This window comes from Nostoc sp., from assembly GCF_036917575.1.
Classification (GTDB): Bacteria; Cyanobacteriota; Cyanobacteriia; order Cyanobacteriales; family Nostocaceae; genus Nostoc.
On the sequence record NZ_JBALDC010000034.1, the window covers coordinates 22,846 to 37,691 of the forward strand.

Consider the following 14,846-nt stretch of genomic DNA (forward strand, 5'->3'; position numbering starts at 1 on the left):
CCTGAAGAATTTATGCATTGGACGTTTCAGGAGTTTTAACAACAAATTTAGAACACGATCAACTCGTTGACTGCCCGCAAAAATTTCAATGTAGAGGGGAATTTCAATGTCTCAGAACAACGAACTCACAGCGATCGACCGCTTTACCATCTTCGAGCAATTGAATATGCATCAACGATGTATCGACAAGGGTTGGGGGCGCGAGCAGGCCGACCTCTACAACCGCCTTTACTGGCCAGAGGCCAAATTCCACGTCTACGATCTACGTACTTCAACCTTCGAGGGTTTTGAGGGCATGAAGCAGATGTTCGACTACGCACACAGCGTCTTCCCGATGGACAAGTGGTTCCACTCTATGGGCGCGTTTGAAATTTCCGGATCAGGTGACAAAGCCGAAGCGCACTGGCGATGGTTCGTGTACTGGAAGGCTGAACACGTCGGAATCGTTTCGACTGGTACTTACGACGACATCTTTGAACGTCGCGATGGCGTATGGAAGTGTCTGGAGCGCACCTCCAAGAGCGATCCCAACTGGCCTAATGACTTGTTCCAGCCCTTCATTGATCGCGCAGACATCACCTTCAAAGCGTCCTGATAGTCAGACTTTTATAGATTAGGTGGAGCTTCGCGAAAGCCGTCTACATATCGCTTATGGAAATGCGCGTCAATTGTTTTCACTCTAACTAAAGGTTCAACACCAAGTAAACCGTTGTGTTGTGAGTTAGATAAATCCAACCACTGATGGAAGTCGTTTATGGCACATAGCACAGTTGGCACTCATGTAGTCGTTGAGGACGCAGCTTCTCTGGCTGAAGCGGTTCAACGTACATATATTGTAATCGAGGTGGCTGGTCGCCTTCATGACTTAGAGAAATTTACACTTCTAGAAGGCTCAAGTTTGGTGGGTACAACTTCTGAGGCCGAATTGGTCTTCAAGCCAGATTCAGACGGGGTAGCGCTCACGGCAAATAACACCCTCCAGAACTTAACCCTGCGATCGCATCCGACCCGATTAACGCTCAGTTTGGAATCGGCAACGACTACCCTTGGACAACTCAAGTTGCAGCATCTCGTCGTCTACGGTCGCCTGCACTTGGAATCCAGTATTGTGATGACTGCTGACCTTTTGCTCACTGACGTTGAAGTGTATGACGGCGACAGCACCTCAGCGCTGCATCGTCCAGTTGGTTACGGCGTAGAGGTCGTTCCGGGTTGCCTAACGATCTACAACCGCTGTACCGATCCCCAAAGTCGCTGGACACTGCGTGCCGAAAACCTCTCAGGGGGAACGCGAGATGTGCCGTTGAGGGGTAGCGGCATCTTTATTTTTGGCGGCATGACTGTTCCCGCAAACGCCGATCCTCAAGGTGGACCAGCGCCCAGTTCTCCTGGTGGCATGATTGACCTGAAATTATTGACCACAGGCGAAATCCATACTAATGGCAATATCCCGGCTGGTATTGGCAATCTGATCTCAGGCGGGGTGTTCGTTGGCTCAGGCGTGAAGGCTCAACAAGTGATCAATAACAGTCCTGTAACAACTTACGGGACAAATGACATGGTGTTGGATAACTGGGGCAATGTCCGTCTTTGGCTTGCTCGGCAGTCCATCATATCTCATGGAACCAGTGGAATCGGATTCGTGAATTTCGGAGATTTGCAGACTCTGATTGTGCAAGGCGACCTGGCGACCTATGGCGAAGGGGCGCGGGGGTTCAATCTATACGACGGAACCTTGGCTTATGCAGAATTCAAAAGCATTACCACTCATGGCAATGGCTCGATCGGGATACAGACCAGTAAACCATTTGGCAGTATCCTCGTGCTTGGGGACGTGATCACAAAAGGTGGTAGGGGTAACAGTTTGGTGCGTGGCGTAGTCGTACAGCTTGACGCGCACGCCCTGAGTCTCAAACCGGGCACAAGTGGAAAAGAGATCATTGTACTGGGTCGAGTCGAGGCTCAAAGAGAGGAAATTACCTCATTAGATTTCGCTGCTCCAGCCAGCACAGTTGAATTCATTACGATCGGTGGTCAGCAGTATGTCGATGGATCGTCAACAGAGTAGGAATTGTAATTACCCAGTAGGTAATACCAATTCAAAATTCAAAATTCAAAATTAAGAATCTAGACAGGACAAGGTTTTGGAGATGTGTATCTGTCGCATTCTTTTTTCAAATTGGTATAAGTAAGGGTTTAACGCTGAAACAGCGCGATCGCAGTTCAGCATTCCAAGCGACTACGAATCTTTTACTTGGTAACATTCAAAATTTTGATCGCCAGTGATTGATGAAATGCCGATCCATTTTATGAAAAGGAGTATGTCACAATGGCAACGATGAAAGCAATCCGAATTCATGCTTACGGCGGGGCTGAAAACCTCAAGTACGACGAAGTACCCCGTCCTGAACCGCAAGCAGGGCAAGTCCTTATTCAAGTGTATGCAGCAGGCGTAAACCCAATCGATTGGAAGATTCGTGAAGGGTTTTTCCAACAAATCTCTGATTATTCGTTGCCTGTGATTGCTGGCGCTGATGTGGCTGGTGTTGTTGCAAGTGTGGGCGATGGTGTCACTACACTGCAACCAGGACAAGCGGTTTATGGAACAGCAGACATGGCGCTTTCGGGAGCCTATGCCGAGTATGCAGTGGGCTATGCAGACGCGATCGCCCCGAAGCCGAAAACGCTCGACTATATTCACGCGGCTTCTGTCCCAATTGTGGCAATCACCGCATGGCAAGCATTATTTGATGGCGCAAATCTCCAGCCAGAGCAGAGTGTGCTGATTCATGGTGGCGCGGGTGGAGTCGGTCGCTATGCAATTCAGCTTGCCAAGTGGAAGAGGGCACGAGTCATTGCAACGGCATCGGCAGCCAACCTTGATGATCTGAGAAACCTGGGTGCCGATCAGGCGATTGACTATGCGAGTCAACCGTTTGAACAGCAGGTAAAAGATGTAGATGTAGTGCTTGATTTGGTTGGTGGAGAAACGCAAGCGCGATCGTGGCAAATCATTCGTCCCGGTGGCGTTTTAGTTTCAACACTCAGTGTACCTGAATCAGGCATTCCGCAGGGCATTAAAGCGGTTCCTGTTTTCGCCAATCTTAGAGCAAATTCCCAGATCCAGCAGATTGCTCAATTGATTGATGACGGACAGATCAAAGTGTCTATTGAGCAAGTTTTTGAACTGGCAGAAGCCGCTAAAGCACAGGAAGTTAGCCAGCACGGACATCCACGCGGCAAGCTGGTTTTACAAGTCGTTCATCCAGCTTGAGGCAGGCTTTTGTAAAACTTTGGTTCATCGTACTTTTTTCCTGTAAGGGCGAAGCATTCGGGCAATAATCTCTATTTCGATGGGTTATTAACCAAATGCTTCATCCCTACGCAGAGTGGATCTCAAGCAGAGTTCATTAACAAAATCTTTGGAATTATTGCTTAAAAAATGCGAACCAGACCCGTTCGTTTATCACTTGAAAATTTCTGCAACACAATCAAGGCTGAAGATTACCCGCTAATCGAACAAGAGTACGTTGAGCTTTAACCGTGAGTAAAAACTTAGTTATGCACAAAAGTAAGGAGCGGCTATTATGGCAGCAACGACAGATAAGAAATCTTCAGCACCAAACATTGAACTAGGAACACCCGCACTGAACTGGATTGATGGCAAGTGGATTGATTCAAAAAAGCATACTGATAGCATTGATCCAGCTACAGGCAAGGTGATTGGAACTTATGCAGATGGTGGGCGTGACGAGGCAATTCAGGGGGTTGATGCTGCGGTGCGGGCGTTCCGAGAATTAGACTGGAAGGAAAATCGGGCACTTCGGGCGCGAGTGTTGAATCAAATTGCCGATCGCTTTGAAGCCCACAGAGATGAACTGATCGCGATTCTCTCGCTTGAAAACGGCAAAGTCCATGACGAAGCAGCATTTGAAGTCGATATGATTCCCAGCAAATTTCGATACTGGGCAGCGGTTGTGCTGACGGATTATGGACGGGCGATGGAAGTCCAACCCGGACACCTTTCGGTTGTGACTCGATCTCCAATCGGAGTTGCTGGAATCGTTGCACCGTTTAACTCGCCGCTTGTCCTGACTGTGCGATCTCTAGCACCTGCTCTTGCTGCTGGTGTTACAACTGTTATTAAATTGCCGGGTAATACAGCACAGATCAACTATCTATTTAGTAAAACCCTCGCTGAAGCTGCCGATTTACCGAAGGGCGTGATTAATGTCTTTAGTGAAAGCAAAGGTAGAGGCGGATCATCCTTTCTGATGGAGTCAAAGGATGTTCGAGTGATTAGCTTTACAGGAAGCACAAACACCGGGAAAGCAATTTCCGCAACAGGGGCGGCGACGCTCAAGCTGTTTCAAACTGAACTCGGTGGTAAGACCCCGATGATCGTCTTTGATGATGCCGATCTGGAAGCAGCTGCACCCAAAGTTGAGAAGGCACTCACGACTTTTGCAGGTCAATTCTGCATGACAGGTTCTCGCCTGTTGGTACAGCGTGCTGTTGCCGATCGCTTTCGCACGCTGATCGCCCAGCGACTAGAGAACGTTAAGACAGGGCCTGCGTCTGATCCGTCCAGTGATATGGGACCTCTCATTGATAAGCCGAATGTTGAACGTGTTGACAAGATGGTGGAGGAGGCGATCGCAGCAGGCGCTAAGGTACTTGTACGCGGTGGCCCAATTGTTGAAGGCCCACTCGCTAGTGGTGCATTTTACCGTCCGACCCTGCTGGAAGTCACCGATCCGAAAATGACGATTGTTCAGGAAGAGGTCTTCGGTCCAGTCCTGACGATGCAAATCTTCGAGACTGAGGCAGAGGCGGTGCAGCTGGCAAATGACAGCGAGTATGGCTTGGCTGCGAGCATTTGGACTCGCGATGTTGACCGCCCATTGCGCGTCGCCCGCGAGATAGATGCAGGCACGATCTGGATCAACGATTGGGCGATCGTTTGGGACGAGTTTGAGGAAGGCGGATTCAAGCGCAGCGGTAACGGCAGGCTGAATGGTCTGACGGCGATGGATGAATTCCTGGAGTACAAACATATCGCTTTCAACTCAGGAGTGATCCCCAGTGTTGGCGTTTCTGCCCAATAGTTGAGCTTGGATCTAAATCTTGAGTCCTTCTTAAATAAGCCTCACAACCATCAAACCCGACTATCAAGTTCGCATAAGCAATCTTATAGGAACACCTATGTCGAGTACGCCCGTAGAAATCGTTCAAGCCCTTCTCAAAGACCCCACCAACCCTGAGGTCGTCAACCGGCTCGTCTCCCCTGACGCTGTCTACGTATCGTTCAGCTACGATGATCCCGACTTGAAAAAGCTCATAGCTTGGGCAGGCACCCATAAGAACCAAGTGAAGACTAATTATGAACAAAATTAATAAACGCCTGAGTTTGACTTTGTCTGCCGTGTTACTTGCTCTTGGTGCACTCAGTGCAGTAGCTCAAGAAGTCAGTCCACCATCGATAGATACACCAGCTGCCGTGTCCAAGCTGGCCCTCGCCAGGGTAAAAGAGCAGCGTCGCGGGCAATATGCCTATCCAGCCGGGTTTAAGAGTGACTACGTGGAAAGTAACGGCATCAAGCTGCACTACGTCAGCGCCGGATCGGGCAGTCCCATCGTGTTTGTCCACGGTTTTGGTTCGACCTGGAAAATGTGGGAACCCGCCCTGAAAGCATTTGCTGGCACGCACCAGGTCATTGCCATCGATTTGCCCGGACTTGGGCAATCGGAAGCCTCCCAGACTGGGTATAGCGCACAGGCTCTCTCCAGCTATCTGTTGACAGCCATCAAGAAATTGACCAGAGAACCCATCATATATGTTTCCCATGATCTGGGCAATACAGCCTCTTATCCAATGGTTGCCAACAACCAGGATTACATCAAAAAAGTCGTATTCATGGATTCGCCAATTCCGGACAAGGCGATGTGGACCTATCCGGGCTACACCCCGAAAGGTCCTGGTCTTGGTTGGCATTTCGGCTTTTTTAGCTACGGGGATATCGCCGAAAAATTGATATCGAACGACCCTAAACTGTTTATGGCTTACTTTATACAAAGCTATGCCGGGAAAAAGGATATTTTCACTGATGCGTTACTCGACGAACTAATTGAGCCTTACTCGAGGATCGAAAATTTGCACGCTGCTTTTAGCGGCTACTACAGATTTCACTCTGAATCCATCAAACAGAACGAAGCGCTGCTATCCGCTAATAAGCTGATTAGAATTCCATCCATGTCGATCAGCGGTGGCAAGGGCGTAGGAGATGTATTGCCCAAGCAAATGGCGGCACGTTTCGTGGAAGATAAAAAGAAATTCAGGGCCGTGATCTTGCCGGAATCTGGTCATTGGCTGATGGAAGAATCTGGCCCTGAGGTGGTTGCTCTTCTAGCTGAATTCATCAAAGATTGAATGCGTCTTCCTTGCGAATCGCGGGGCCCGAAGAGTTCTTCTGAGGTACTGACTTGCCGCGGAATCACTACTATAAACCAACTGTAACTGAAAACGAACACACCCATGTCAAACATCAACGTTGAAATCGTGCAGGAACTCCTCAAAGGTGCCACCAAGCCTGAGGTCGTCAATCGGCTTGTGGCCCCCGATGCCATCTACGTATCGCTCACCTATGATAATCCCGACCTAAAAAAGCTTATGCCTTGGGCAGGCACGCATAAAGATGGTCCGGCCAGCGTCCTCGAAGTTTTCCAGGAACTCAACACCTTTTGGATGATTGAAGATTTAGAGGTTCAAGATGCGTTTGGCGAAGGCGAGAACGTAGCGCTCTTCGGCACCTTCACCACCCACTCGGTAAAACTCGATAAAAAGTTTACCTCTCCCTTTGTCTTCTTTGCGAAGGTGAAGAACGGCTTGATCACCTATATGCAGTACATGGAGGACACCTTTGGCACAGGTTCGACCTTCCGATCGGGTGGTACTTGGACATTCCAGAGCAATCCAGACGGCAGCGAAGTATCAGTGCCGTAGTAAGGTATCCCAGGTGAATGGTACGCTTGAAAGGCTGAAAAGTCTGTGATTTAAGCTCAATATTGCCGCTGATTGTTTTTTATCAATCAAGCCGCTCAAAATGTGCTTTGAATAATTCCGCCATCTACTTGCAGCATGACTCCATTCACAAATGAGGCTGCTGGTGAACTCAGAAATACTGCAACATTGGCAAATTCTTCTGGTGTCCCGATACGACCCAAAGGAACAGTCCCATTGATTCTAGCAATTTCTGCTTCTTTTGTTTCACCACTTTTACTAATGCGGGCATTGAGCAATTCTTCTACCCGTTCTGTATATGTCCAGCCTGGTAGAATGCTGTTGACGCGAATTTTATCGCTACCCAGTTCTTGGCTGAGAGTTTTCGTTAAACCAATCACTGCTAATCGAATGGAATTAGATAAAACTAAATTGTTGGCTGGTTGTTTAGTTGAGGTTGAGGTGATGGTCAAAATTGCTGGTGCGATAGATTGGCGTAAGTGAGGTAAAGCGTACTTTATCAGACGTACCGCACTCAGCAAAGTCAAGTCGATCGAAGTTTCCCAAGTTGCCAAATCGATATCGTCAAAAGTGCCAGCAGGTGGGCCTCCGGCGTTGGTAACGAGGATATCCAACCCGCCGAATTTTTCGACTGTGGCGTTAATTATCCGTTCAATATCTTCTTGATTGGTAACATCCGCACGCAGAGATAGCACTTCTGTACCTGTTTCGCTGGCAATCTCCGCAGCAGTTTTGTCAATTAACTCACTGCGGGCGCAGATGGCAACTTTTGCACCCTCACGGGCAAATTGCCTTGCTGTAGCTTTGCCCAAACCTTTACTAGCAGCTGTCACTAAGGCGACTTTGCCACGGAGTTGCAAATCCATAATCTTGATTCTTCTTAATTTACAGTAACTTAAAGCCAAGGTTATTGAGAGCTTCACGCAAGCGATCGCGTCCTCTCAATGATTCTACAGTTGCGATGCGCTGGGCTGAGTGTTCTGACCAATCGCCATCAATATTCATCTTTTGTTCAGTATAGAATTCTTTGATGATGTCGTTGTAGTGAGCGATCGCTTCTTCTTGTTCTGCCAATTTATAGGTTTCACGGTGCAGTATCGCTGACTGAGGCAACCTTGGTTTAATCGCCGCTTCTACTTCTGGATTCGCATAACCCACACATAGCCCAAATACAGCATACACAGAGGAGGGCAAATTCAATATCTGGGCTACCTCTTGCGGGCGGTTCCTGATTCCGCCAATATATACTGTTCCTAAACCCAGTGACTCGGCTGCAACTGCGGCGTTTTGTGCCGCCAATGTTGCATCGATTGTTGCCATCACAAACATTTCCAAATATTCCAGTGCATCATGAGATATGCCGCGACTGTCAGCAACGTGATTTAGACGCGCCAAATCTGCTAACCAAACCAAGAATAAAGGCACTTGCTTGATATGTGCTTGGTTTCCCGCTAGCTTGGATAACTCATCTTTGCGCTGTTGATCTTCGACTGCTACCACACTCCAGGTTTGCAAATTTGAGGAAGTGGATGCAGATTGGGCGGCTGCAATTAGCAATTCCAGAGTTCCTGGTGGTAGAGGAGCGGATAGATAAGACCGAATTGAACGGTGAGATAATAGTGCTGTTAGCGAATCATTCCATTCAATTTCGGAGTTGAAGGGAATTTCACCGTAGCGCGATCGCAATAATTCTGTAGGATTAGTCATAATCAATTCCAAGATTTACATTTCAAAAATTGACAGTTATTTTATTACTAACACCAATTTCATTGGTAGGGATATACATCTGTATCTCCCTACACCCATTTCATTGCACCAATTTAATTTTTTGGTGAAAATGCAGCGTACTCTTCTTTTGTTAATACTGCATCCTTGACATTTATCTGTTTGGGAATTAACTTCAATTTGTAATATGTATCCGCAACACTTTGTTGGAGATTTATTAAATTATCATCAATTGCCACAAGGCCGAAAGTCCGTCTATTAGTTGCTTTTTTCATCGTCTCTAAATCAATTCCTAACACAGGTGCGAGAGTTTTTGCTACTTCTTCTCGATTCTGTTTAGACCATTCTTCGAGATTTTGAATTTCCTCCAGTATCACCTTGACAGTTTGAGGATTCTCAGTGACAAATTTGCGAGTCATCAAATAATATCCTCCCTGTTTATTAATTCCTGTACCATCAATTAGGACTCTGGCTTTAGTTGCCTCTTGAGCTGCTGCATAAAAGGGGTCCCAAATTACCCAAGCATCTACACTCCCTTTCACAAATGCAGCACGGGCATCAGCCGGAGCCAAATATTTCGGTTCAATGTCTGTATATTTTAATCCGGCTTTTTCTAAAGCTTGGACTAATAATAAGTGGGCACTAGATCCTTTTTGAAAGGCAACTCTTTTGCCTTTCAGGTCAGTAACTTTTTGAATTTGGGAATTTTGAGGAACAAGAATTGCTGAACTAGCTGGAGTAGCCGCAGTACCAACAACGTAAGTTAGTGATGTCCCGGCTGCTTGGGCAAATATTGGCGGTGATTCCCCTACAGGGCCGATATCAATACTACCGACATTCATGGCTTCTAGTAGTTGGGGGCCCGCTTGAAATTCAGTCCACTTTACAGTGATACCTTCTGGTGCTAAACGCTTTTCTAAAACACCTTTAGTTCTAAGTAAAATAGTTGATTTTTGATAGCCAAATCTGACTACTGTTGCTTTACTGGAAGTAGAATTACTAGCAGATGTGGCACTGGGATTAGGGGAATTGACAGTGGGTGTCGATGAGCAGGCAGCAAATAGCAAGCTCAGACAAAGACCTGTAACAAAAGCCCCGACTATTGGTAAAGGAGAAGAAAAGAATAATTTATGTTGGTTGTTAAAGGGGATATTCCGGAATTTTATCAGCGATATCCACTTGGCAATGAAACGGCCAAAGATTTGGTTAATCATCAAAATGATTCTTGTGAGTTATATAAATACTATAAACTTATAGGTTTACCGGAGTATATAAATAAATTTAAGTTTAATTGATATCCAAATAGTGGGAAGTGGGTTAACTTGATACTTCCCCGCCTGTTATTCCATTGTCAAAAAACACAGCACTAATTTAGCAAATCAGGTTCTTCACGCACAATCCGGTCGTAAAGGGGCTGGAAACTGAACCACCCACTTACATGTGACCCCACTTGAGTTTGTGTTAAACGAGCTGTTTCGTGTTTGATCGTAGTCGGTCTACCCGCAGCTTCAGCTAGTAGTTGGGCTTGGCACGATCGCTCTAAGCTAATGTACCAAAAGGCAGCTTCATCTACCGTATGTCCCACAGTTAAAATGCTGTGGTTACGCAGAATTACGGCTTTATTTGACCCCAAGGCTTGCGCCAGTCGCAGACCTTCAGAGGTTTCTAAAACCACCCCTGTGAAATCGTCAAATAGCGCATGGTCTTCGTAAAAAGCACAGGAATCTTGAGTCAAGGGGTCAAGGAGACGCCCCAAACTAGACCAGGCTTTACCATACAGTGAATGGGCGTGAGCTGCGGCGATGACATCAGATCGAGCTTCATGAATCTGAGAATGGATGGCGAAAGCAGCTTGATTTATCTCAGCATCGCCTTTAACGACCTCACCTTCTCTGTTAACTAAAACCAGGTCAGAAACTCGGATATGACCAAAGTATGTCCCGAATGGATTGACCCAGAAATGGTCTGTAAACTCAGGATCGCGGGCTGTAATATGGCCTGCGATTCCCTCGCTGAACCCAAACTTACCAAACAGGCGAAAGGCGGCGGCGAGACGTTGCTTGCGGTGGAGGCGTTCGTCTTCAACTCGCTCGAATACTGGGGGTTGTGGTCTATCGTACTTGGGCATGTTCTTTTTCCTCTTCCTCTTTACAGGGAGCGTTGGAATATCCAGAGCGAAAGGATTTGACGCTGTGAGATTCTGGGATGAACTGGTGACGTAAGATGCAACCAGTATCATTACCCAAAATATGGATGGATACAGATGCGCTCTGGGATATGGTTTTGACGGCGTGGATATCACCATCTGGGGGTAAGAGGCGGTAGATATCCCCTGGTTGAAGCGATCGCACTTCAGTTATTTGTAATTGTGCGTGTCCTTCGGCATCACCGCTATCTACACGGCGATAGAGTGTTTCTTCTTGATTACCTTTGTATAAACCAATCAATCCCCAAGCTAAATGATCGTGGACAGGAGTCGTGGAACCTGGGGGAATCACCAAACTGAATACTGACAGGGAACGGTCTTTGGCACGATAAAGCAGCCATTGACCAATACCGCCGCCCATCCGGCTTTCAGGATTGACTTGGGTAAACTTTTCCGGTAGCCATTGCTGTTGGGCAAGCAGTTCTTGAAAATAGGGTTCTAGTGTAGCGAGAGTTTGTGTGCGATCGTCAACAGTACTAGCACTAATTTCCCGCACTGTTGCTACAAAAGATCGTAGTTCCTGACTTTCAATAAACCATTGGTCTTCTGGTAATGGTTCTAAAATAGTGTGGTTCGTCATCTATATTCCTTTGTTCAAAAGGGGACTTAGATTAACAATTCGTAATTTGTAATTAAAAATTCAATTACGATTTATTTTAATACCAGGATGAATTTTAAAGCCAAGTTGCTCAAGTTTTAGATGAGAAAGAGACTCCTTGAGAATAATAGTAAAAGGATATCGCTGAAATACGGTAGCTTTACCTTGTGACAATAGCAGCCTAGCACGGCTGATGCGTACCGGATATAACGGTTGTTGGTTGGCATCAAGAATGAATACTTTAGTCATGCAATTTTGAATTTTAGATTTGCGATCGCCAGACTGGGGACTAGTAGTCTGCCAACCCAAAGATGCTGGGTGAGGGCTGGGGAAAGGGGAAAGGGAACTGGGTTTGGGATTTAAAACCTTTCCCCCTGCCCCTTATCCCCAGAGGGGGCCCCACCTTCCCCCTTACCCTTTACCCCGCCAAGTTCACTTGGCGAACTACTAGAGGAGGTGTAAAGTGGCACAGGGAAAAAAGTGACTGCAACTTTTCCTCTGCTCCCCTGCTGCTTTTATCAAAGGAGAAGACAAAAATGAGAATCTAGAGGTCAACTCCAGCACTCTCGTCTTTAACGCTCATTTGGGTATTTCCAAGGAATAAATCATCCAATTTTCTAGGGTGTCTCACAATCATTTGTAGTTGGATATTTTTATTGGGAAGCCTCTTAGCTGTTATATTAATTTATTCAAGTACTAAAAGTCGGTCGGATAACCGTTGAATTAACTACAAGCAGAAATTATCACATACAAATTTAAAAAGCAATAGGCTAGTAGTCTGCCAACCCAAAGATGCGCTTTTTCGGGCTGGGGAAAGGGGAAAGGGAACTGGGTTTGGGATTTAAAACCTTTCCCCCTGCCCCTTATCCCCAGAGGGGGCCCCACCTTCCCCCTTACCCAATAAAGAGCTTTCGTCACGAAAGCGAACTACTAGCTGTTAGAAAAGACAAAACCTCGCTTTAGCTCTTTGGGGTTCTTAGGATTTCAAAAAATCAAGTTATATTACAGCAGAATTCAGGAGTAAAACTGATAACAGACGAATCGTTGTGTACCAAACCAACTTGAAATCTGCTGTAATATAATGCGTCAAAAAGGCGTAATTGCTTGTAAATGCAGGGTTTTGTTTAACTGCGGATGCTCGAAGCGAAGTTCTCTGGCGTGCAGATGTAACCGACTAGTAACTGCATGGCATCCATAAAGGCGATCGCCTAAAATAATTATCCCAAGTCCTCGCGGATCGGCTGCATGAACTCTTAATTGATGAGTGCGTCCTGTTATTGGCGTAAATTCTATGCGAGTGTAGTTTCCTTCTCTCGCTATTACCTGGAAGTGTGTCAAGCTAGGTTTACCATACTGCCAATCAACTTTTTGATAAGGGCGATTTTCGGGATCTCCCCACAGTGGCAAGTCAATTTTACCTTGCTCAACTGTCACAGCACCGGAAAGTATGGCTTCATAAACCTTGTGAACCTGGCGTTGCTGAAACTGCTGGCTGAGTTGCCGATGGGTTTGGCGATCGCGTGCCAATAACAAAATCCCGGAAGTTTCTCGATCTAAACGATGCAGAGATATAAGTGCATCGCCATCCGGTAACAAATGACGTAAGCGACTCAAGACACTATCTTGGCGATCGCGATAACGACCGGGTACTGAAAGTAATCCAGCAGGTTTGTTGACAGCAATTAGCCATTCGTCTTGATAAATAATCGGTAAAGTAACTTCTCCCGTATCGGGGCAAGAGAAGCTTGTTACTTTCTTTGCCCTATCTGGCAAGGGAGGTTTTAAGCCTGAGAGCAAAAACCCCATTAATGGCTGACATCGTTCGGCACACGCTCCATAAAACTCTCCCGGAATTTTATCTTGATTTACGGAAGTACCCCACCAAAATTCTGCCATTGCCAATGGTTTGAGATTGTGTGTTGCCGCATAATGCAGCAGCTTTGGGGCACAACAGTCTCCTGTACCTGTGGGTGAACCTCCTGGCATCAATTCTTGTAATGATTGCGATCGCCCGGAAAAATTAGTCAGGCTGTAACTAGCGTGCATTTGAGCTTGTAATTGACGGGACAGTGCTTTACGCTGTTGTTTCAGTTCGCTAATTCGCGCATCCGTCGCTATAATTATCTGCTGGAAGGGCTGTAATACTTCATTTTGCTGGCGTTTAAGTTGTCGTCGCTCAATTCCTTGCTGACGACTCTCTTCGTCGAGTTGTTCAAGGGCAATCGTCAGTGCTTCAAAAGAGAGTGTATTGCAGATTTGCTGACGTTTTTCCTGGCGTTGATGTTTGCAATCGCGATGGCGATCGCTCATTGTTTGTAACTGCTGCTCAAAATCATTAAACAGGATTTCATACTGCTGACGTTCGGTTAATTGCTTCAAGGTAATAATTTCTTGCTTAATCGCGTCCAACTCTGCCAAAGTAAGGGCTTCCTCAAAAGCAACTTCGTCTCGTCCGGGAATTGGCGGCACCCAGCCCTCAACTACACTACAACCATTCAAAAGACCGGAAAAGGCTTTTAGTACCCGTTGTTCGCCATTAGGCAGTTCAACCAATAGGATTCCATACATCTTCCCTTCACGAGCATAGCAGTCATTGTTGGCAAGATGTTGCATTAGTCCGTGGGCGATCGCTTCCGACATAGAAGTGCGGGGTAATTTTAGGCGCTCACCATTTTGCAGACAACGCCCTTCATACCAATAACTACAAGATGAGTCGCTGATAGCATTGCAGTCGATAAAATCTGAAAGTGCGTGCAGAACTACCATACAAAGTATGATTGCAAATCTAGCTAATCTTAATATTTTAAATTATTGCCCACACTAACAAGTTCGTAGTCAGGACTGTTGCACTTGTGGCTGCTGCTGACAATCCTTGAACTTTTACCTTGATGCGATCGCCCATCTTACAAAGGCAATCTGAGGCAGCAAACGGGTTCAGGCGCTAAATGATCAAATTTAGATGCGCATCAGCTTACGAAAGTGTTCTTAAGCAGCGTTTATTCTTTGTAAACCAGTGTAAATATTGAACCGTTCTCCGCGCAGGAATCCAATTAAGGTAATCCCAAATTCCTTGGCGACAGATACCGCCAAACTACTGGGAGCGGAAACAGAACAGACAATGGGAACTCCAGCAGTTGTAGACTTTTGCAAAATCTCAAAACTTGAGCGTCCGCTAACTAGAACAATACAATTATTTAAAGGTATCCCTCTTCTGTCACTTTCCGGAATAAGCAAGTAGTTTAGGAGCTAAATCATCCAGAAGCATAAGAGGGTTTAAATTGATTCATTGCAGCAAT

Annotated in this window: 13 protein-coding genes and 1 pseudogene; 6 read left to right on the forward strand and 8 right to left on the reverse strand. The window is 46.3% G+C overall.

Annotated features, from left to right (window positions below; all coding sequences use genetic code 11):
* The first annotated feature begins 106 nt into the window (after positions 1 to 106).
* From V7K79_RS07905 to V7K79_RS07930, 6 genes are all read left to right on the forward strand, one after another.
* Positions 107 to 595: a nuclear transport factor 2 family protein gene (locus V7K79_RS07905; RefSeq protein ID WP_335046330.1), complete on the forward strand. Its 489-nt coding sequence runs from the start codon at positions 107 to 109 to the stop codon at positions 593 to 595.
* A gap of 159 nt (positions 596 to 754) precedes the next feature.
* Complete coding sequence (locus tag V7K79_RS07910) at positions 755 to 2,068, forward strand: hypothetical protein (RefSeq protein ID WP_335046332.1); 1,314 nt, start codon at positions 755 to 757, stop codon at positions 2,066 to 2,068.
* Positions 2,069 to 2,329: 261 nt separating this feature from the next.
* On the forward strand, positions 2,330 to 3,274 hold the full coding sequence (locus tag V7K79_RS07915; RefSeq protein ID WP_335046333.1) for an NADP-dependent oxidoreductase: 945 nt from the start codon (positions 2,330 to 2,332) through the stop codon (positions 3,272 to 3,274).
* 313 nt (positions 3,275 to 3,587) lie between these two features.
* Entirely contained in the window at positions 3,588 to 5,108 is a 1,521-nt protein-coding gene (locus V7K79_RS07920; RefSeq protein ID WP_335046336.1) for an aldehyde dehydrogenase family protein, read from the forward strand.
* Positions 5,109 to 5,383: 275 nt separating this feature from the next.
* Positions 5,384 to 6,430: an alpha/beta fold hydrolase gene (locus tag V7K79_RS07925; protein WP_335046338.1), complete on the forward strand. Its 1,047-nt coding sequence runs from the start codon at positions 5,384 to 5,386 to the stop codon at positions 6,428 to 6,430.
* A gap of 105 nt (positions 6,431 to 6,535) precedes the next feature.
* On the forward strand, positions 6,536 to 7,003 hold the full coding sequence (locus tag V7K79_RS07930) for a nuclear transport factor 2 family protein (protein WP_335046339.1): 468 nt from the start codon (positions 6,536 to 6,538) through the stop codon (positions 7,001 to 7,003).
* A 95-nt stretch (positions 7,004 to 7,098) separates the two neighbouring features.
* Here V7K79_RS07930 and V7K79_RS07935 read toward each other — a convergent pair whose 3' ends face one another.
* The 8 genes and pseudogenes from V7K79_RS07935 to V7K79_RS07970 form a co-directional block, all read right to left on the reverse strand.
* Positions 7,099 to 7,887 carry an SDR family oxidoreductase gene (locus V7K79_RS07935; RefSeq protein ID WP_335046341.1) on the reverse strand — a complete coding sequence of 263 codons (789 nt, stop codon included), beginning with the start codon at positions 7,885 to 7,887 and terminating at the stop codon, positions 7,099 to 7,101.
* A 19-nt stretch (positions 7,888 to 7,906) separates the two neighbouring features.
* A complete protein-coding gene (locus tag V7K79_RS07940; protein ID WP_335046343.1) occupies positions 7,907 to 8,728 on the reverse strand; it encodes an NADPH-dependent oxidoreductase in 822 nt (273 codons plus the stop codon).
* Between the two features lie 113 nt (positions 8,729 to 8,841).
* A complete protein-coding gene (locus V7K79_RS07945; protein WP_335046345.1) occupies positions 8,842 to 9,960 on the reverse strand; it encodes a sulfonate ABC transporter substrate-binding protein in 1,119 nt (372 codons plus the stop codon).
* Between the two features lie 152 nt (positions 9,961 to 10,112).
* Complete coding sequence (locus V7K79_RS07950) at positions 10,113 to 10,874, reverse strand: class II aldolase/adducin family protein (RefSeq protein ID WP_335046347.1); 762 nt, start codon at positions 10,872 to 10,874, stop codon at positions 10,113 to 10,115.
* On the reverse strand, positions 10,858 to 11,532 hold the full coding sequence (locus V7K79_RS07955; RefSeq protein WP_335046349.1) for a cysteine dioxygenase family protein: 675 nt from the start codon (positions 11,530 to 11,532) through the stop codon (positions 10,858 to 10,860). Before V7K79_RS07955 ends, V7K79_RS07950 begins: the two co-directional genes overlap by 17 nt.
* 60 nt (positions 11,533 to 11,592) lie before the next feature.
* Positions 11,593 to 11,799 carry an RRXRR domain-containing protein gene (locus V7K79_RS07960; protein WP_335046351.1) on the reverse strand — a complete coding sequence of 69 codons (207 nt, stop codon included), beginning with the start codon at positions 11,797 to 11,799 and terminating at the stop codon, positions 11,593 to 11,595.
* A gap of 837 nt (positions 11,800 to 12,636) precedes the next feature.
* Entirely contained in the window at positions 12,637 to 14,316 is a 1,680-nt protein-coding gene (locus tag V7K79_RS07965) for an RluA family pseudouridine synthase (protein WP_335046352.1), read from the reverse strand.
* A gap of 219 nt (positions 14,317 to 14,535) precedes the next feature.
* Positions 14,536 to 14,754, reverse strand: a pseudogene (locus V7K79_RS07970) (formate dehydrogenase accessory sulfurtransferase FdhD); the annotation flags it as partial.
* Between the last annotated feature and the right edge of the window lie 92 nt (positions 14,755 to 14,846).